We start from the raw sequence: 20,901 nt of genomic DNA, 5'->3' as shown, positions 1-20,901 counted from the left end.
TAACCTGCAATCAATGGGGTTGAGGGTATTCGAAATTCTGTGTCAGCCACCCCACCGACTTTACTTACAAGCCCATGCCGATACGTCCGATTAATCCAACCGCACCACCCGCGGCTGCTCCATCTTATTGGCCAGCCATTGGTTCCAGTGCAACTTGAATGCGGACTTGCCGCCAATATAAAGCTCGTCCAGCAAGTAGTATGAACGCTTGTTAACGCCGCGCTTATACGCTTGCAAGAGCCGGGTAATCAGACTGCGGCCATAGCTGGTTGAAAACAGCCGGAACACCAACTGTCCCGCCATCGCCTGATTTGGGCCATCCATCAGGCTTTTGCCCCACTGCTCGCTGTTTTGCTCAACAAACTCCAGCACGTCGGTCGCTTTCGATTGATACCGCAACAACAAGCTATAGTTTTCGGCGTTACGGCCAATGACAAATTGACCGTTTTCCACGGACAGGGTTTCCATCTGTTCGGCCACCCCTTCATTGAGCCAGCGCGGCACCAGTTCAGCCAGCGAGTGTAGTACCGCATGGCTGGTTTCATGCCGGATCGTCGCAAAAGTCAGCTCCAGGCTATCTCGCAGGAAGACCACAATTTCATGCTGACTGGAGAGATAAATACCGCGCGATTCCACGGCCAGCGCTCCCGGAAAACCACGCAGATATTTGATGTAATCCGCCTGCTTTTCAATAAAACGAATCGACACCGGCACCGTCTGGTAAAAATCGAAATAGAGCACCTTGTCGTAGAACTGATAGACGTGATTGACATCCTGCTGGATGGTTTCGCGCATTTGCGCCAACTCGGCCGGAGTGGCTTCCGCAAAACCGTTAAATTCGACCTTGATATCAAGCTGCTGCCAGCCATTGTGGGATTCGATGGTGAGCTTTTCAGCCTTGTCGGTAGAGGTTGGCCGATCGCCAAAATGTGTTTGCCCCTGAGCATCCACCCAACGATAGATCTCAGCCTGGCAGGCACCTGCCAGTGCCACCAACAGCAATACCAGCGATGGAAATCTGAATCCTTTCATCATTCCTCAAACGTCCATATGAATATTGGTTTATTAATCCGCATTCAGACAAATTCCGTGGTGGCCAGTTTAAGAGCCAATCCGATAAATACCAGTCCGGCAAAGGTGTTAACCAATTGCTGTGCCAGCGGTTGCTGCAACAATCGACTGCCCAGGCGATCTGACAGCAGCGCCATAGCGCTGAACACCAACAAGGCAGCCAACATAAACAGCCCCGACAGAACCACTATCTGCAGCGTTTGTGAGTCCCACCAACCAGTGGCTGAAGGTTCGATAAATTGCGGCAGAAATGCCAGAAAAAACACAAACACCTTGGGATTGGACAGATTCATTACCACTCCGCGACGGTACAACGACCAGCCAGCCAGCGGCACACCAGCGCCAGCCCCTGAATCCGGGCCTTGTGCAGCGACCGTTAGATCAACCAAGTCACCCCGCCAGACCGCCAACAGCGCCTGCCAGCCAAGCCTCAGTAAATACAAGGCTCCAAGGGCTTTCAAAACGGTCATCGCCAACGGTGAAGCCATCAACACAGATGCCACACCAAGTGCAACCAGAGCGGCGTGTCCAATAAGACCAGAGCAAAGCCCCAGCGCAATTGTCACGCCGGTACGCCAGCCACGCAAAGCAGACTGGGTCACGACATAAATCAGATCAGGTCCTGGAGCCAATGCCAACAGCACCGCTGCCAGGAAAAAGGCCAGCAGGTTTTCCAATAACAACCAATGTTCCCCTATTCGTCCCAAATATAACGCCGTGCGACCCGGCATTTCAGTTCCACGCTCGCGTCTTTTGACAGACCCGCTTTTGACACCGGAATGGACGCCTGATAGAAACAGCGCCAGAGAAACTGAACCAGTGCAGCAATCCCGCTTCAAAACAGCAAATGAGCACAGAGAATCCCGCCATGATACAAAAACTACTGAGCTTTTTTGCCGACGGTAACAGCCAACGGCAAGCCGACAAATATACCCTTGATCTGGCTGCCGCCGCACTGATGGTGGAGGTCATGCGAGCCGATCACTACATCGACAATGCCGAGCGCAAGGCCCTCAAGCAATCCATCAATGAATTGTTTGAATTGAGCGAAGACGACGTGCTGGAATTAATGGCCCAGGCCGAAAATGCCAGTGCAGAATCGGTCGATCTCTACCAGTTTACCGAAGTCGTGCACGCCCATTTTTCCGAACAGCAGAAATTCAAGCTGATGTGCGGCATGTGGCGGGTTGCCTACGCCAGCGATGGTCTGGACAAGTACGAAGAACACATCATCCGCCGGGTTTCCGAGCTGCTCTACATTCCGCACAGCGAATTTATTCGTGCCAAACAACAGGCTCGCCCCGCGTGATAACAGAACTGGTCAGTCGCTTCCAGCAGCTGCAACACTTGCTGGCCGAACTCAACGAACATTTACACCGCAGCCAACCCAGCCACTGGTTGCCACTGCAACAGACCGAGCAACAGCTGGGTTACAACAGCCTGCAATACGCAACCGACCTGCTCAGCGACCTCTGGTATCGCGATCAGCAGGATGGCCGTGAAACCCGCTCCCGCCACGGTCTGATCCTGGCCGACCAGACCAGCGTCGAGCTGATTCAGCAAATCAACCAGGCCAAGGACGACTTCCGTGCCATCGTTAATGAGCAAAAGCAGGACAAGGAAAGCTGGCCAGCCGGTTACGAGTTCCTCTGTGAACAGCCAGCGCCACTGCGTGAAAAGCTGGCAGTAGCCGGTCTGACCCGCATTCACCTGAAGCAGTGCTTCCGCCACATTCCGCTGTTGGAGCAAGCTCCCAACAAGGTGGGTTTCAGCTGGTATGTGAATGGCCGCAGCATCAAAAAGCTGTCGTTACAGCAGGCGCAGGACAAACTGCTGGAGTTCGGTGAACACAAGGAGCATATCCAGATCCAGCTTGCCAAACTTGGCCAGCTCAGCAGCGGCACTCAATTGGCCCAAATCCAGACCCTGGCACCGGTGGTGCGAGCCAATCTGGTATTTGGCGATAGCCAGCAGCAAACGCCGGTACAACGTAAGTCGATGAACCTGTCGTTGCCCTTGTTTATTCCCACCGACAACGCTCACGGGCCACTACCACAGCACAACACCATTGCGCCTGAGCCACCAGCTGGCCGCACTCGCCAGGCTCGTGGCGACAACCGCATCAGCGATGAGCCTTATTTGCCGACCATCAGAGCCTTTCTGTACGACTGATCCGGTACCCCATGAGCAGTACTCAAGCTTACTGCTCATACTTTCGGAACCTCAATAGCGCCATCAACTGGCCCATCGAGTGTCTTTTAAGAGCCAATCCACGCCATCTGCGTGTGGCCGTCGCTCACATATTGTTACCAAACAGCGAAGCGCCAGCCTGCCTCTTTTACCGGAACATCAAGCGGTTTGAAATATTCGCCACAGTTCGCTTGGGCACCCAGCATTTATTGCCAAAACGGCAATAAAAATCCCTCTGAAGCATGATGTAAACCGTCTGCACATCCACAGATAGTGGCTTATTCCTCATATTTGTCAGCTGTCTCAGAAGCGTCCACGATGCGTCTTATATCGTTCATAAAACCCTATCAGGATGTCGTCTGCTAACAGCAACCGGCAGCCAGAGGTCAAATAACAATAATGAAAAAGACGATGTACAAAACGCTGACGGTACTGGCGACGGCCGTTGCTGCCATAAGTGTCGGGCACTGGTGGTTTGATCCCATTCAGATGATTAATGAATCCAGTGCAACGGTAGGCAATACCAAGCAGTCAAGCTGGCAGGCATCATCACCACCCACAGCCCCGGCTGCACCAGCTGCCAACCCGGCTACCGCTGTCGATGCTGTAACCGCCCTGAAAACCAGCGTCGCGTTGATCGCAAGCGGTTATCAGCAGGTCAGCCAGTATCCAGACTATTCCGTACCGCTGGATCAATTCCAGACCGACCTGCTGTATCCCAACGCCGCCAGCAGCAACCGTCGCGACCTGACTCCAGCAGGACTGCCGCTGAAGATCAGCGTTGAAGTATCGGCTTACCGCCACACCTTCGACCAACCGATTGAATCGCTCACCAGCATCTCGGGTGACTCAGGGGTTTTAGCCGCCATTGGTTCGGTGAGAATGTCGGTGCGCGACAGCGACAACCGTATTCTGCAAACCCTCAAAACCCGCCGCAGTGGTGATAACGGCCTGTTTTCGGCGCTCGGGCAGATCACTTCTGACAGCCAACAACCCGCCCCCGCAATCAACCGGGAAGCCGCCACCAGTTCAACACAAAGCTGGCGCAGCCAGTTTGAAGGCCAGCGCAGCTGGCCCAGTGAACTGAACCTGACGGCTGAAATCACGCTCTCCGATGGTCAGCACTTTATCCAAAGCACACCGTTTCGGCTGATCGAGCTGGCCGCGGTGATCACAGGTGTTGGCCGCCCATGGCAGGACGGCAACGAACTGGTGATCCCGGTGCAACTTGAACAGGCTCAGAAGGGCTATTACAAACTTGGCGCTGTGCTGTACGACGCTGACAAACGCCCGATTGGTTACCTGCAAGGCAAACAGCAGCTAAAAACGTCCACCGGCACCATAGACCTGCGGGCGTGGGGATCATTGTTGCACCAGCTATCACAAGCACAAGGTTTGTGGTTAGGCAGTTTCCAGCTGCGTAACGTCCCTGCTCGCCCCGGTAGCCCGACGCTGTGGGGCGACAGCCAGCAACCAGACTATGCCCTGCCAACCGTCAATCCAGAGGATTTCAGCAACGAGCCTTACCAGAATCAGCAGGCTCAGGCGCGACTGGAATTTCTGCAAGCCCTCAGCGGCAAGGCCCCGGCCAGCTAGATCACCTTCCGAAAACTTCCTGCACCCGCACCTGAGAGTGCACTACCCCCCAAAATCCCCACATTATTAGAGGGAGCACCACGATGAACTACCTGAAGCAACTCACACCCGCCTTGTGTGTTGGCGCGCTGGCACTGGCCAGCTTGCCAACACAAGCGCAGCTGGCGGGTAAAAACCTGATTCTGGTACACGGCTTCAGCCCTTACCAAATCATGTCGGACTCGGTCTCAGAAGCCAGGGTCAGCAGCGATGCTGATGAATACTGGACCGATTTCTGGGGCCAATACGGAGATGACCGGCTCGACTGGAGCTCCAAGGAACGGATTGAAGACGGCATTGCCGAACGCGCCTACAACAAGGTGATTGATTGGGCCAGTAGCGGCTTCTGTAATGACGGTTGTGTCATCGTGACGCATTCAACCGGTGATCTGGTGACTCGCTATATGCTGGAAAATCAGGACATCTGGACCGCAGCCGCCGGTTATCAGCCGCTGAATATTCTCGCCGTGTTCGACTTTGCCGGTGCCGGCGGTGGCTCTGAGCTGGCGGATCTGGCGGTTGATGCCATTGATGGCAGCGGTCTGGTCAGCAGTGCCGTACGCGGTATGTTAACGCTGTGGCTGGGGTTTGATCCCAGCGGAGCTGAGCTTGGGGTTCTGCATGATTTGCGCCCGGCCAATGCCCGTAATCTGGCCACCGCACCATCGGCTGAGCCACGTCTGCGTTTTGTTGGCGGCGGCAGTGAATATCTGGGCACCACCGACCTCTACATTCCCGGTACCGATGATGGCGTAGTGTCAATGCACTCGTCCTGCGGATCACCGTCGCAAGCCAGTTACGACTCCTGCGTCAGCTATCGGGCGCTGGACGGCGAAGCCACCAGCGTTTCCGCACCTGCGTCGCTGCGATATAACTATTACCCGGTATTGATGGGTGACGATACGCACCACGGCGGCACTATCGGCGACCAGACCGGCAACACCCTCAGCTATGTGAACGCCAGTGTCAGCGTCGGGGATGGCGTTAACGTCAGCCTGCAAACCCAGACCACAACTTCTGGTTGGTGGTTGTGGAAAAGCACCTACAACACAGTGGCCAACTCCGCTGATTACAGCATGTCAGAAACCCTGTTTAACGCGGTGAACTGACGCATCATTCATGGAAAGCGGGAGCGCGGGCGTCCCGCCCGCATCACAGCTGGTATGCAGGCGGGACGCCTGCACTCCGCTCCAGACCAAGCCGGTTAAGTGAACGGCATTACGACGGCAAGCGGCGTGTGCCAGCCTGCGATGTTTATGTAAGGGTGTTACACTGCGGCGCTTTGAATTCAGACTGATTGGAATCGCGCCATGACCACCATCGTCAGCTTTAACATCAACGGCATTCGCGCCCGCCAGCACCAGCTGGAAGCCATCCGCGAACAGCTCGACCCGGACATTATGGGCTTGCAGGAAATCAAGGTTCACGACGAGCAGTTCCCGCTTGCCGATGTTGAATCGCTCGGCTGGCACGTCGAACATTTTGGCCAGAAAAGTCACTACGGCGTTGCGTTGGTCAGCAAGAGCAAGCCAGTATTCGTCCAGAAAGGCTGGCCGTGGGACGATGAAGAATCCCAGAAGCGACTGATTCACGCCCGTTACGAAATCGATGGCAAAACCATCGACGTACTGAATGGCTATTTCCCCCAGGGCGAAAGCCGCGATCACGAAACCAAGTTTCCGGCCAAGGAAAAGTTCTACGCCGACCTGATGCGTTATCTGGCAGAGAACTTTGCACCTACCGACCGAGTACTGGTGATGGGTGATATGAACATTTCGCCGGCCGACATCGACATCGGTATTGGTGAGCCCAACCGCAAGCGTTGGCTGAAACAGGGCAAGTGTTCGTTCCTGCCGGAAGAACGCGAGTGGTACGACAAGCTGCTCGGCTGGGGGCTGTTCGACAGCTATCGCAAGCTGTACCCGGACAGCACGGATTTCTACAGCTGGTTCGATTACCGCTCCAAGGGCTTTGAAGACGATCCCAAACGTGGTCTGCGCATTGACCACATTCTGGTTACCCAACCCTTACTGGACGAGTGTTCGGCAGCAGGCGTCAGCTACGATATTCGCGGCCTGGAAAAACCCTCTGATCACGCGCCGATCTGGTCGAAATTCGACTGATCTGATGCGCAGCCATTATCGGGTGAGCTCTGCCCGGTAATGGTTTTGCCCTTCCCCTTGTAGCCCTCCTTGTGCCTTAACCCCACCGCCGTTTTTTTGCTGAAGGCAGCGGTTGATCGCCGTTTTATCCGCCATTAAAGCGGGCCTTACAGACGATCCAATTTACTACTCCAGACCAGCAAAATAATTCATAAATCCAGGTCGTAAAAAGGCCACAGGTTGTCGTATTTCCGGGCATCCAAACTCGTTGTCAGCGTTAGATTCCGCTCATTATCCAAAAGAGTGGCACCATGAACCTGACGCCCTATCAAACCGGCCTGTTGCTGGTCGTTATATCAACCATTTTATGGAGTACCGCAGGCCTGTTCGTGCGCGTCGCAGATGGCATGGAGGTATGGCTATTTGTGGTCTGGCGTTCGATTTTCACCGTCGCCACCATGGCCGCCTACCTGGTGCTGGCATGGTGGTTACAGCGTCGCAAGCAGCGCAGTTCAGCAGGCACTGGCGGAAACCCCCGGCTCAGGTTTGGCAAGCCGGAATTGCTGTCATCAACGGCGATTGCGGTTGCCTCGATTTTTTATGTTGCCTCACTGAGCTGGACCAGCGTTGCCAACGTAATGACCATTTATGCGACCTTGCCGTTTCTGGCCGGTTTGTTTGCCTTTCTGTGGCTGCGGGAAAGAGTTAGCCGGCTGTTTATAATTTGTGGTCTGGCAGCCATGGCCGGAGTCATTATTGCCGTCGGTGGTGGCTTCAGCGGCAGTGATTTGTGGGGTTATCTGGCAGCGCTGGTAATGACAGCGACTTTTGCTTCACAGCTTGTGATCGCCCGACGTTATCAGAATTTGAACACTCCGTTTTGTGTATTGATGGGCGGCTTGTTCTCGATTCTGTTTGCCTTGCCCTTCGTCGAGTTTTCCATCCCGTCAGCGCAAGGATTGCTCGGGGCCATGTTGTACGGCGCGTTCAGTACCGGCCTGGCCTACGTACTGGTACTAGCTGGCAGTCGCCGCATCGGATCCGCTGAAGCGGCACTGATTTCAATGCTCGACGTGGTGCTGGCACCAGTCTGGGTATGGTGGTTTTACGATGAACACGTTGATATCGCCACCCTGGTGGGCGGCTCGGTGGTCTTGCTGGCGGTGTTCTGGTATTTGTCCGGCAAAGCGCTGGCCAAACGTCCAGCAGTGTTGCCGCTGGAATAATTTGCTGCGGGTGTACTCCAAAATCCTTGATGCGGGCACGTAGCCCGCAACTGGCTCTCTCACGGGCGATGCCTTCGTTACAAAGTCGCTCGCAACGTCACCCAGGTCTGGTTACGACTGTTTTCATACAGCGCCACATTGGATGAGTTGGTGTAGTTACGCATGCCCAGGTCAACCGTGAAGCGCTTGCCCCAACTGCCCAATCCCTGCAGGTTATAGCTCAGCTCGCTGCTGAAACGGGTTCGGGTATCACTACGGGTAGTATCGAACGCTTCCAGCGTGCCGGAATACGCCGTCTGACTGGTCTCGAAATTCACCGTCAGCAACAGATTCGGCATCAGCGCATAATCAAACCCTAACGCCAGCAGCATATCGCTGTAACTGTAGGCATCGACTGCCGCACTGCCCTGGCTGTAACCCAGACGGCTATTGAGCAACAGCTTGCTATTCATCCGGTAGTTGGTCAGAAACTGCAGCCCCATCTCACTGGTGTTGCGATCGCTGTCGATGCTGTAGGAATAGTTCTTGTAACTGCCCGTGCCGGTTAAACGCAGGTTGTTGGTTTGCAGCCAGGCATAAGCCCCTTCCAGCGCCATGACGTTAAACAACGATTCTGACCCCAGCGACACATCCACATAACGTGGCTGAATCATGTATTCGCCCGACCACAGCTTGTGCCGATAGGCGGCGTGCAAGTCGACCATACGACTGTCAAAACCGCTGTCTTCGGAATAGCTGATCTGCTCAATGGAAAGTCCGGCCGACACCCGCGCATAACGACTCAGCAACTTCTCGGCAGACAGATTCAGATCCAGCTTGCTGCCTGAACTTGAGATCGGTCGCGACTGGCTGTTCAGCGCCAGATCGGTGCCATAGATGGTCAGTACTTCGGCGTCCGGGCCATAGTTGACGTTACTGTCGTTGATGATGCCAAAACCGGCTTCGAAGTAATATTTCAGTGCATCCGGGCGTTGATCGTAAATCTCCTCGACCTTGTCATGCACCGGCTCATCCAGCTCAGCAACATCCAGCAGGTAGTCGTATTGGTCATTGGCTGCGTCATAGTCGCCCAGATACTGCTGCACCATCGCCAGATCGAGCCGTGGCCGCGCAGCAGTCGGGTCCGCGTCAACGACCTTGATAAAATAATCGCGCGCTTCTTCAAACAGCCCCAGCCCGGCATGACACTGCCCCAGCAGGAACCAGATGTTGTAGGTCAGTTGCGGCTGACGGCTATCAACGTCCTGCGGCAGAATCCGCAGTTCACTGCAGGCTTCGGCGTATTCGCGGGCATTGATTGCCTTGGTGGCCGCCATAATACGGTCATTCAACTGACTGACCGAAAACTGCTGCCAGTCGGGCGCATCGGCACTGGCAGTGATTGAAATCGTGGTTGCGGCGACGGCTACTGTCAGCGCAGAAACCTTCGTCAACAACGGACGCAACCGGGAGGAAACTGATGTTTGTACTTTCATGTGATGACCCGGCAACGATTATTGGGTGGCTTCAATAACATCCCGCGATGGCACGGGAAGATCGTAGAGCTCAACCAGATCGTTGATCTCAAATACCTGGGCGTCGATAAAACTGCCCAGCGTCATCGGCGCCAGCGCCGGGTCCAGATCCGCAAAGGCGGTTTCCGATCGATAGACACTGATCACCTGTTGATCGGCCTGGTCAGCACGGCTGGCAACCATCGGCACCGTGAGGTTGTTGATCACCACTTCCATAATCCGCGGACGGGCCAGCGCCTGCTGTAACGGCACGCCGGAATCCCGGAACACCTGCAGCTGTTCCTTGATGTTGTCTGGCAAGATTTCACTGACCCCCGGGTTTTCCAGTGCTTTGGCCAGTTGCTCCGGCTTGTCGGCCAGCTGCTTGAGGAAGTTCAGCACCATGGTGTGTTGGCTTGGTAACAGTGAAACCGGTTCACCGTCCAGCATGCGCTGTTTAAGCTGGTCTTCCGACAGCATGTTCTGACGAATATAAGCCAGCTTGACCTGCTGCTTCAGTTCAGCCAGTTCTGCCAGCCGTTCATCCAGTTTACGTTGCACCCGGTTGAGGTCACGGCTGCTGGCACGAATGCTTTGCTGCACTTCCTTCTGATCCAGCTGGCGAAACAGCCGGAACGAATCATTGAGGTTGTAATCGTTCTGCGATTTTTCGTCGTACTGGCCATAACGCATCATGGCAAACCGCTGATTCCGCATGGCTTCTTTTTGCAGGGTCTGCAGCTGTTCAACATCCCGCTGCAGCTGCACATACTGGTCTGCCACATCCGGCATGGCAGTCAGCACCATGTCAAACGAGACCTGTAAATCCAGATCAGGATTATCTGCCAACGCGGGGCTGACCAGCGCTCCAGACAGGGCACTGGCGAGCGTCAACATCAGTGCCGCAGTGGTTATTTTTTTCATGTTACTGCCTCAGATTAGCGCTGGCCGGAAGCTGGCCAGCGCCCTTTCCCTATCAATTGATGATGATAACCGCTGCTGTTGCGGTGCCCGTGGTTGGTATCACAGTGATTTCTATCTGATCGCCACTGCTGCCGCCGGTCACTGTCACCAGACCTTCCGAATCGATGATCACAGTCGGTGAACCGGACACCACATTGGAACTCCAGTTGTAGTTATTGCCGGAATCCGCTTTCACATCACCAATGCTCTGGCCATCGCTGTAGTTGGCCTGCACCTTGAAGTCGAGTTCATCACCAACGTCGAGATAAACAGAGGCGCCGCCAGTGCTGGTAGTCACTACCCAATCTGTAACCGTCGCCGCACCAATCACCAGGCTGGCACTACCAACGACGGTACGAGGTTTGGTGCTGGTACCAACCACCTGGCTGATGGTCACAGTGACCGTGCCAGTAGCAACGCCGGTCAGCAGACCGGTTTGGTCAATCGTAGCAATACGGCTGTCAGACACCGACCACACCACACTGGAGGTATCGGCACCGGAATTACCCAGGGTATCAACACCCAGCGCGGTAAGGGTTTCGGTTGCGCCTACCGCCACCACGGCGCCATGCTGCTGGATTTCCAGTGTTGCCAGTTCCGCTGCTTCAACATCCAGTGTCAGGGCTGTCGAAACCTGCCCGGAATCACTGTGGGTCACCGTTACAGAAACCTGACAGGTGGCGGTGGTACAGGACTCGGCCCCCAGCGTCAGCAAGCCGTTACTGTCAATACTGGCCACGACTTCACCGCCAGTATCGTCGCTGATTGCCCAGCTCAAGCCGTTGTTGATCGAAGCCTGCACACCGTTGCTATAGGTTGCGGTAGCTGCCAGCTGCAACTGACGGCCTTCGGCAATAGCGGTCTGACTGATGCTGTCGATGCTGATCGCGGTGACATCCGCTTCACCAACCACCATCACTGCGCTGGTGCTGACGGAACCGAGACTGCCACCGAGGTCCTGCACTGCATAGATGGTGACCGTGCCTTCGGCTATACCAGTCAGCAAACCAGTCGAGGAATCCACTGTGGCAATCAGGCTGTTGGAGCTGCTCCAGCTGGCACCGGTCAGCATCGCTACCGTTGCCGCGTTACCCAGACTGTCCTTACCGGACAGGTTGAGTTGCAGGGTACTGCCAACGCCCACCTGGTCGCCCGCTTCGTCAATCGACATCTGCGCCAGAATTTCTGCATCGATCGTGAAATCAACCGTCGCTGTAATGCTGCTGTCTGCTCGCCAGGTGGCGGTCAGCGTCACCGTATCCGTGGTCGTGGTTGGCTGTTGATTGGCTTGCAACAGCCCCGTCGGTGTCACTTCCACCGCCGCACCAGTTGGCAAGGTAACGTCCCAATCGAGGTCGCTGTTCGACAAGGTCTGGGTAACGCCATTGCTGTAGGTGCCGGTAACCGTCATTTGCTGCTGGGTGCCTGCTGGCAGTGACGTCAGTGACGACAGCGCGATCGACTGCAGACTGGCACTGCCAACGATGACGCTGGCAGAACTGGTCAACAGGCGACGATTCCAGCTTGGGCCAACCAGAATCTGGGCTGTCACGTCCACCGTACCTTCGTTAACACCGGTAATCAGGCCATCACTGTCGATGGTGGCAATGGTGGTATCGGAAACGCTCCAGCTGAGACCACTCATCTGGGCCGTAGTACAGGCTGTGCCCGTGCCAGCGTTGGTCGCAAAACACTGCTGTGAGAGCGAATCCTGCATCACCAGCGTCAGCGTGGTGGTAGTACTTACCGGCAAACTGGTGACCGCTTCGGTCAAATTGATGGCCACCATTTCTTCGTCGGTGAGCGTCACGGTTGCGGTCGCGACCTTGCCGGATGCTGTGTGAGTGGCCTGAATATCCAGCGTATCGCCACTGGTACCGCCGTATACCGACAGCAGACCATCAGAGCTGATATAGGCCTGTGGCGATGCGCTGGTTATTTCCCAGCTGATGCCGGTCAGGTTATCCAGTTCAACACCATTGGAGTAGGTACCCAATACTTCCAGTGGATGCTGCATACCCAGCCCCACTTCGATGCTGGACTGGCCATAACCGGACTGGATTTCAATGCTGGTCAGTGTCGCCGACCCCACCAGCACCGTGGCGCTGGCTGAAATCTGGCGACCGGAGACGGTGGTTTCCGCAGTTACTGTTACTGAACCCGTGGCTATACCCACCAGCTCACCGGTAGCACTGTCGATGGTGGCGATCGAGGTATCAGACACGCTCCAGCTGACGCCGGTGATGCTGCCACTGGCCACACTGGTGCCGTCGGAATTGGTGCCTTTCACTGACATATTCAGCGTCTCGCCGGCGGTGCTGCAGCTGCTCAAGCCCTGCAGGCACACAGCCACAACGGAACCTTGCTGCTCAATGGTCATGCTGACCAGTTCTGCGGCGGCGACGGTCACCGTTGCAGCCGTTACCGACACACTGGTTGATGACGGCGTGACAGTCACATCAAGGGTGTCAGACAAGGCCCCGGCAGTGACCGTCAACAAACCATTGGCGTCCACCACACCAGCAGCAGCGCCGCTGGCATTGGTAATGCCCCAGCTGAAGCCGGTGGTCAGATCACTGATGGTAGTGCCGTCAGAATAAGTGCCTTTGGCGCTGAACTGATGCTGCAGGCCGAGTGCGACGGTCGCGGTTGCCGTATTACTTTCCGACAGTACTTCAATGGCGGTCAGTTCGGCGCTGCCAATCAGTACTTCAGACTCACCATAAACCAACACGCCATCCACCAGCTGAGAAGCCATCACAGTGACCTGACCGGTCGCAATGCCGCTCAACACGCCTGTGCTGCTGTCGATAGACGCCAGTGTGGTATCCGAAACGCTCCACGCAACCGTGCCCACTTCGGCGGCGGTCATGGCATTGCCGAGGGTATCCAGGCCCGTCACCGTAAAGGTGCGGCTGGCACCAATCGCCACGGTTGCGCCATTGGCTGACACAAACAGCTGACGCAACACGGCTGGCTGAATGGTCAGGGTGGCATCGGTAACCGTCACAGTACTGTCGTCCGGCACGACCGTAATATCCACATCGGTATCCGTCGCCACACTGCTGGCCGTAACCAGACCTGTTGGTGAAATATAGGCGGTGGCGCTGTCGGCAGACTGCCAGACAAAACCACTGCTCATGCCGGTGCTGACAGAGCCATCGCTGTAGGTGCCGGTGGCGCTCATTTGCAGCTGATTACCAGCCGCCAGACTGTCGCTGGCTGGACTGATCGCAATCGACACCAATGCCTTGCCGTCAACCACCACAGTGGCAGACGCCGTCAGCAACTGCCGATCCCACGATGGCCCAGCCAACAGGCTGGCATAGATTTCAGCGGTGCCGTAGTTAATCGCTGTCACTACCCCACTCTGGCTGACCGTTGCAATCGTCGCGTCTGAGCTGGACCAGCTCACGGCGGCGATATTGGCGGACGAACAGGCGGTACCGGAACCAATATTGGTTGCCAGACACTGCTGGCTGGCGGAGTCCAGCATCGCCAGCGTGAGGGTTTGGGTGGTATTGATCGGCAAGGTTGAACTGGCTTCCTGCAGTGTCAACGAGACGATTTCAGGGTCCGTTACGGTCACCGTCGCCGTGGTGCTGAGGCCGGAATCGGCATGGCTGGCGGTAACGGTCAGGGTCGAACCACTGCTGCCGACCAATGCAGTCAACAGACCATTGGCATCAATGGTGGCGTCTGTAGTTGGCGTCACCGACCAGCTGACGTCGCTGAGATCAGCCACTTCCACCGAATTGGAATAGCTGCCGGTCACGGTCAGCTGGTGCTGACGGCCTTCGCCCACGGTAATGGTCGACTGATTCGCTGCCGACAGAATTTCCAGCTCGGTCAGTTCGGCATCCCCCACCAGTACGGTGGCGGTTGCAACCACCTGACGACTGTCAATCGTGGCTTGTGCAGTCACGGTTACTGTGCCGCTGTTGATACCAATCAGTTCACCAGAACTGCTGTCGATGGTGGCAATTGCGGTGTCAGACACACTCCAGCTGACGCCGCTTGGGCTGCTGACACTGTTGCCTTCGGAATCCAGCCCTGTAACGGTCATCTGCCGGGTCAGGCCGCTGCTCTGACAGCTTGCAGTTGCCAGCTGGCAAACCGGCACGACAACGCCGTTTTCGTTAATGGTCAGCCGTACCAGTTCCGCCGCCGACAGTGTCACGGTCGCCGTCTGGGTCACAGTCACACTGCTGGACGACGGCGTCGCCGTAACCACCAGGGTGTCACCGACCGAGCCGCCAGTCACCGTCAGAGTGCCGTCGGCCGCAATCACAGCCGTAGCGCTTGAGCCGGATGGAATGGTCACAGCCCAGCTGAAACCTGTGCCCAGGTTGCTCACTTCAGAACCATCAGAATAAACACCGGTCGCACTGAAGCTGTGCTGCATGCCCACAGCCACGGTAGCCGCCGCAGAGCCATCTTCAGCACTGATTTCGATACTGCTGAGTTCAGCATCACCAATCAGCACATCAATCTCCGCCGATACGGTGGTGGAGCCCACCAGCTGGGACGCCAGCACAGTCACCTGTCCGGCATTCACAGCGGTCAATACACCGGTGCTGTCGTCAATCGTCGCGATGGTGTTATCAGAAGTACTCCACTGCACTGTGCCGACTTCCGCCGACGTCATCAGGTCGCCGAGACTGTCGTAGCCGGTCACCGTGAAGGTCTGGGTTTCCCCGACTGGCACACTGGAACCATTACCGGCAATCACCAGCTGTTGCAGCACCGCTGGCTCAACGGTCAGCGTCAGCGAGGTTACCGTCACACCGCTGGCAGTTCCGGCGGCAGTTATGGTCACTGTGGTGCTGGTGCTGACATCCTGTGCCGTCACCTTGCCGCTGGCAGACACGGTTGCTACTGAGGTATCGGACGACTGCCAGATAAAACCGGACTGTAGCGGTTTGGTGATCGACGCATCGGTATAGGTACCGGTGGCGACCAGCTGTAACTGGGTACCCGCTGCCAGACTGGTTTCGTCGGCAGTAATAGCAATGCTTTGCAGCTCTTTGGCAGTCACCACCAGCGTCACTGAATCCGTGACGGTTGCGCCAGTATCCAGGGTGGTACTGATCTGAATGGTGGCCTGACCTTCTGAACGAGCTGTCAGCAAACCCTGGGCAGTAATCGATGCAACACTGCTGTTACTGGTCAGCCAGCTGACACTGGAAGCCGCCAGCGTTCCCGCTGACGAGCCGTCAGACAGGGTGCCCAATACCGACAACTGGGCGGTTTTGCCGTCTGCCAGCGTTGCTGGTGCATCACTGATGCTGATGGCATTCAGCTGTGCCGCAGACACTGTCAGAGTGATGGTGTCGTAAATATCGACATCACCTGAAGCATCGGTCAGCGCGCCAACAATACGGGCTTCAATCTCTGCCGTGCCCAGTGCCTTGGTGGTTACCAGACCATTGGCATCAACAATCGCCACCGAGGTATCACTACTCTGCCAGGTAATACCAGAGGTCACGCTGCTCTGCAGGCTGTCGTCACTGTAGGTACCGGATACCGTCAGCTGCTGCTGGCGACCCAGCGCCACAGCGGGAGCATCGGGTGCTATTGCAATTGCCTTGAGAGTTTTTTCCTGCACGGTGAAGGTCACGGCAGCACTGCTGATGGTTTCACTTTCAGCGTTATCCAGGCTGGCGGCAACCGTCAGGCTGCCCGCCGTCAGGCCGGTAATAACACCGTCAGCGGCAATGGTTGCACGGCTGGTGTTGGAACTGCTCCAGTCAACCGAGCTGGTGATATCAGCAGTGCTGTCGTCAGAATAATGACCGGTTGCGGTTGCCTGACGGGTCATGCCAGCGGGTACTTCGTCAACATCCAGCGTTACCACGATGGATTCCAGTAGCGGGCTCTGAACCGTAATGCTCCAGCTTTCCGTCAGCACCGTACTGTCAAGCAAGGTACGACTGGCGGTGATCTGGGCGTTGCCCGCAGCGATGGCATTGATGGTCAGCACGCTGGATTCACTGGTGGTATCAATCGACAGCGTCGATGTGGTGTCCAGCGTCCAGCTGATGCCATCAGCAAATTCCGCCGTGGTGCCATCAGACAGCTGTCCCAGCGCCGTCAATGTGGCTGACTGGCCTTTGTAAAGACTGGTCTGATCCAGTTCCAGCACCAACCCGGTAACCGCTTTGGTAGTCGCCATGGTGGAGGCAGAAATGGTGTCGCCGTCGAAGTTGTCGAGCGAGGCGGTTACTGCAATCTGACCGGCAAACTGGGCAGTAAACACGCCACCACCCGCACCGCTGACGGCGTTGGTAATGACACCGATTTTGGTTGCCTCATCAGCACCGGCCTGATAGCCGGTTTGCCAGCTAACCAACTGGGTAATGTCGGCACGGCTGCCATCGGAATAACGTCCGTAAGCGGTGAAGCTCTTGCGGGTACTGACCGGTACCACCGGAGACTGGGGTTCCAGCTCAATAGACTGCAGCAGCGCTGAGCCAATTTCGACGCTGTACTGCACCGAAATCGTTTTGCTTTCGCCCAGCTCCGTTATGTCCTGCGAAGCAGTAATGGTGGCGGTGCCAATGCTGACAGGCGTTAACAGACCGTCACTGCTGATGGTCACCACGCTGGTGTCGTCGCTGCTCCAGCTGACAGTACTGGTGAGATCGGCGGTGCTGCTGTCGGAATAGGTGCCGGTCAGGGTCAGTTGATCCGGGATGCCCATCAAAAACAGCGGCTGGGTTTCCGCGTCGTCGCTGTAGCGGGCTGTCGTTGGGGTCACCGTCATACTGCGCAAGGCTTTGGCTTCAACATTGATCTGACGATAGCCGGTAAAGGCGCTCTGGCCGTCCTGGGCTGGGTAAGTGGCACTGATCAACGAAGTACCCACGCCCACCGCTTCCGCCAGATTTGGCTGCACACTGTTGAACTGGACTACATCCAGACGCGGGCTCGACCATTCAACTTCGTCGGTCAGATCCACTTCGGTGTTGTTGGTGTAAATACCATTGGCCGTCAGCGTCTGGCTGTCACCGTTGACCAGGTCTACCTCGGCGGGTTTGATTTCAATCGCTGCCAGCATCGGGCCACCCACGACCACAGTAGCTGTCTGTTCAATGGTATTACCACGGCTGTTTTCTTTCGCCACTGCAATGGTGTTGATCTGATCCTCAGCAGTCGATACGCCGGTTACCAGTCCTTTAAAACCACTGCGGTTATCAACCGTCACGACATCGCTTTGAGAGCTGTCGACCAGACTCCAGACCGTCTCGGTGGTGGTTCCTGCAGCTTCATCTGTGGTGATTTCCTCTTCGCTGCCGTCGGTATATTCAGCATAAGCCTGGAACTGATATTGGCCGCCTTCGGCCAGTCGCCAGGCGGATTCACTGGTGTCCGGTTCAATCCGAATGCTTTCAAAAATCGCCGCAGCATTTTGCAGTGTCAGACTGGCTTCGAATTCCTCACCGGACTTCTGCTCCGTAGCGGAAATGGTAAAGCTGGTGCCAGCGGTCTGGCCTGTCTGGGCAGTCACCAAACCGGTCGCGGCACCAACGGTTGCGATGGTTTCGTCACTGCTGCTCCAGAGCGCCAGAGTGGCGGCCACTTCACGATCCTGACCGTCGGAATAACGTCCCATCACCTGCAGCTGTTCACTGGCACCCAGCGGAATCAGGCCACCGTAAACATTGGTAGATGGCAGTTGCAGATAAATACTTTCCATAGCCGCACCAGCCACTTCGAAAGCCAGTTCACCGCTGATGGATTCACTATCGGCATTGGTCAGGCTGGCAGTCACCACCAGCGAGTCGCTGTCGGAGGTTGGTTGCAGGGCATCGGCCAGGCCACCACTACTGCCGTTAGCCACAATGCTCAAATAGGTCGGCATGCTGCTGACCCAGGTTACCGATTCAGTCAGATCCTGTTCGCTGTTATCGCTGTAGATACCCGTGGCATAGAACTGCTGCTGACGACCACTGGGTACATCGGTCACGGACAGGCCGTACTGGTTCAGGGCTTCAACCACAATCGAATCCAGCAGCGCCGGTTTCACCGTGAAGGTATAGGTGTCGGTGGTGGTTTCGTTATCGTTGGCGGCATCGGTGTAGGTTGCGCTGAATTGCACTTCACCTTCTTCATCGAGCTGCAGGATATAGGCATCACTTTGCTGGGTTACCCGGTTGAGGTCGTCATCCCGCAGGGTCCAGCTGACGCTGTCCGTCAGATCACGTGTTTCGTCGTTGGAGAAATCACCAGTCGCAACAAAGGCTTGCTGACGACCTTTCCAGAAGCCGCTTTGTTCGGTTCCCAAAGCCACTGTCAGTGATGTCAGAATCGGGTCGGTTACTTCAACCGTAATCTGGGCATTAAAGTCATCGCCGTCAGCGGTTACCGCCGCTGCAATCACGACATCACCGAGGACGCCAGAGGTTTTGGTGGCGGTGACAACACCCGCGCTGGATACCGTTGCATAAGTGGCGGCAGCAGACACCCAATCCACCGAGCTGAGCGTTTGCTCAGTCTCATCACTGTAGATACCGGTTAACACCAGCGTATGGGTCAAACCTTGCGGAATCGCCACCCGGCTGTCAGTCAGTTCACCGTCGGTCGCTGAATCAATCCGCACGCTGCGAACTACGGCAGGCGTCACGGTAATCGCCACCGAATTACTGGTGATCAGTGTGCCCTGTTCGTTTTCCATCGACGCGGTTACGCTGGCAGAACCAACGCCTTCAGCATCCACAACCGGAGAGCTTGACCCTTCATTAAACGCCAGGCGATTGGTGTTGGAGCTGCTCCAGACAATATCGGCGTCCGAGCTGATATCGCGGCTGGTATCGTCATCGTAATAGCCAGTGGCAGTCAGCGTTTCCTGATCACCTTTGATAATGCTGCTGGCCGGACTGCTGATGACAATGCTCTGCAGGGTTGGTTTGTTAACCTGCAGGCTGAGGCTGCCAACCACTACTTCATCGCGACGGTTCACGACCGAAGCCGTCAACAGGGTTGTGCCTTCCACCAGCGTCGCTACCAGTGCGGTACTGCCAGAATGAGTAAAGGTCGCGACGCTGGTATCACTGGACGCCAGGGTTGCTGAACTGGAGCCCGAGAAGTCTTCCAGATCACCGTTGGAGTAGGTACCGATCACGTAAAAGGCTTCGGAGCGGCCCAGGCCGATCATGGGGCTAGTAGCGTCAATGTCGCTGCTGACCGGACTGATGGTGATGCTGTCGAGCAATTTGCTTTCAACCGTCAGCGTCATCACATTGGAACTGATGGCCGTACCGTAGTTGTTATCGCGTACCGCATACAGGGTGGTTTCCCCTTCTGCCTGCGCAGTGAGGTTGCCGTCACTATCAATGCTGGCGATTGAGGTGTCCGCCACCACCCAGGTAACGTCGTTGGCCAGATCATCCGTGCTGCTGTCGGTAAAAGTGGCCGTTGCGGTCAGCGCCTGCACTCGTCCCAGTGGCAAGGCAAGGCTACTGTCGATGGCAATCGCAGTGACCGCAGCGGCTGTTACTGCCACTGGCACCGATGTGCTCACGGTTTCGCTGAGGTCGTTGGCAAAACTGGCACTGGCAGTCAGGTCGCCGACATTGTTGGCAGTTAACAAGCCCGCGGTAGAATTGCTGAAGCTGGCCAGGCTGGTATCAGACGCAGCCCAGCTGACGTTGTCAGTAAGGTCAACCGAAGTGCTGTCGCTGTAATGACCGGTAGCGCTGAAGTTCTGGGTCAGGCCCTTGTAAACCGAGGCTTCGGTTGGGGCGATGCTGATTGAAGTCAGCAGCGCCGGGTCAACCGTCAGGGTGCGGCTGGCAGTCTGATAATCATTGGTTGCCGTAATGGTGACAGTGCCGACGCCAGTAGCGGTGACGTTAACCACACAGGCCGAGTCGGTATCCAGTGACACAATCCCCGTGGCGGAAACCGTCCAGCTATAGGGCGCAGAGATGTAAGACTGCTTGTCACTCGACAAGTACAGGCAGTTGTCCTGTACGCCGGTGGAGGTCTCCACCATTGCCATGCTGAGTAACTCGGACAGACGGAAATCCCCGCCTGCGGTTTCATAATCGTGCTGATAGTCGACTACCTGCAGCGCGTAACCACTACTGCCGCCGGAACTACCCGAGCCACCACCGCCACAGCCAGCCAACGCCAGCAGGCTGACCAACGCCAGTCCCACCATCCGTGCGGCGGCAATATTTTTGACAAACCAGTTCATCGTCATTTGACCATTTCGTC

General features: G+C 56.3%; 11 protein-coding genes. 6 read left to right on the top strand and 5 right to left on the bottom strand.

Annotation, left to right across the window (positions count from 1 at the left end; all coding sequences use genetic code 11):
* Window positions 1–90 precede the first annotated feature (90 nt).
* Together K6123_RS05985 and K6123_RS05980 are read right to left on the bottom strand one after the other, a co-directional pair.
* Complete coding sequence (locus K6123_RS05985) at window positions 91–1,035, bottom strand: DUF4124 domain-containing protein (RefSeq protein ID WP_221795146.1); 945 nt, start codon at window positions 1,033–1,035, stop codon at window positions 91–93.
* A gap of 41 nt (window positions 1,036–1,076) precedes the next feature.
* Window positions 1,077–1,754 (bottom strand): LysE family translocator, encoded by a 678-nt coding sequence (locus K6123_RS05980; protein WP_221795144.1) that lies wholly within the window; start codon window positions 1,752–1,754, stop codon window positions 1,077–1,079.
* Window positions 1,755–1,939: 185 nt separating this feature from the next.
* Between K6123_RS05980 and K6123_RS05975 the strand changes: the two genes are divergently transcribed.
* From K6123_RS05975 to K6123_RS05950, 6 genes are all read left to right on the top strand, one after another.
* Window positions 1,940–2,380: a tellurite resistance TerB family protein gene (locus K6123_RS05975; protein ID WP_221795142.1), complete on the top strand. Its 441-nt coding sequence runs from the start codon at window positions 1,940–1,942 to the stop codon at window positions 2,378–2,380.
* The gene (locus K6123_RS05970; RefSeq protein WP_221795140.1) at window positions 2,377–3,243 is read left to right on the top strand and encodes a DNA replication terminus site-binding protein; all 867 of its coding nucleotides are present in this window, start codon (window positions 2,377–2,379) and stop codon (window positions 3,241–3,243) included. Before K6123_RS05975 ends, K6123_RS05970 begins: the two co-directional genes overlap by 4 nt.
* 417 nt (window positions 3,244–3,660) lie before the next feature.
* On the top strand, window positions 3,661–4,857 hold the full coding sequence (locus tag K6123_RS05965; RefSeq protein WP_221795138.1) for a hypothetical protein: 1,197 nt from the start codon (window positions 3,661–3,663) through the stop codon (window positions 4,855–4,857).
* 83 nt (window positions 4,858–4,940) lie between these two features.
* Window positions 4,941–6,005 carry a hypothetical protein gene (locus K6123_RS05960; RefSeq protein WP_221795137.1) on the top strand — a complete coding sequence of 355 codons (1,065 nt, stop codon included), beginning with the start codon at window positions 4,941–4,943 and terminating at the stop codon, window positions 6,003–6,005.
* 201 nt (window positions 6,006–6,206) lie between these two features.
* Window positions 6,207–7,019 (top strand): exodeoxyribonuclease III, encoded by an 813-nt coding sequence (xthA, locus tag K6123_RS05955; protein WP_221795136.1) that lies wholly within the window; start codon window positions 6,207–6,209, stop codon window positions 7,017–7,019.
* A 290-nt stretch (window positions 7,020–7,309) separates the two neighbouring features.
* Window positions 7,310–8,224: a DMT family transporter gene (locus tag K6123_RS05950; RefSeq protein WP_221795135.1), complete on the top strand. Its 915-nt coding sequence runs from the start codon at window positions 7,310–7,312 to the stop codon at window positions 8,222–8,224.
* A 77-nt stretch (window positions 8,225–8,301) separates the two neighbouring features.
* Here K6123_RS05950 and K6123_RS05945 read toward each other — a convergent pair whose 3' ends face one another.
* The 3 genes from K6123_RS05945 to K6123_RS05935 are packed head-to-tail and all read right to left on the bottom strand — an operon-like array spanning window position 8,302 to window position 20,887.
* Window positions 8,302–9,657: a surface lipoprotein assembly modifier gene (locus K6123_RS05945; protein ID WP_221795133.1), complete on the bottom strand. Its 1,356-nt coding sequence runs from the start codon at window positions 9,655–9,657 to the stop codon at window positions 8,302–8,304.
* A 60-nt stretch (window positions 9,658–9,717) separates the two neighbouring features.
* A complete protein-coding gene (locus K6123_RS05940; protein WP_221795131.1) occupies window positions 9,718–10,641 on the bottom strand; it encodes a hypothetical protein in 924 nt (307 codons plus the stop codon).
* A gap of 52 nt (window positions 10,642–10,693) precedes the next feature.
* Window positions 10,694–20,887 carry a beta strand repeat-containing protein gene (locus K6123_RS05935; protein ID WP_221795129.1) on the bottom strand — a complete coding sequence of 3,398 codons (10,194 nt, stop codon included), beginning with the start codon at window positions 20,885–20,887 and terminating at the stop codon, window positions 10,694–10,696.
* Between the last annotated feature and the right edge of the window lie 14 nt (window positions 20,888–20,901).

The organism is Oceanobacter mangrovi, assembly GCF_019740315.1.
Classification (GTDB): domain Bacteria; phylum Pseudomonadota; class Gammaproteobacteria; order Pseudomonadales; family Oceanobacteraceae; genus Oceanobacter; species Oceanobacter mangrovi.
This window is presented reverse-complemented; position numbering and strand designations above follow the sequence as displayed.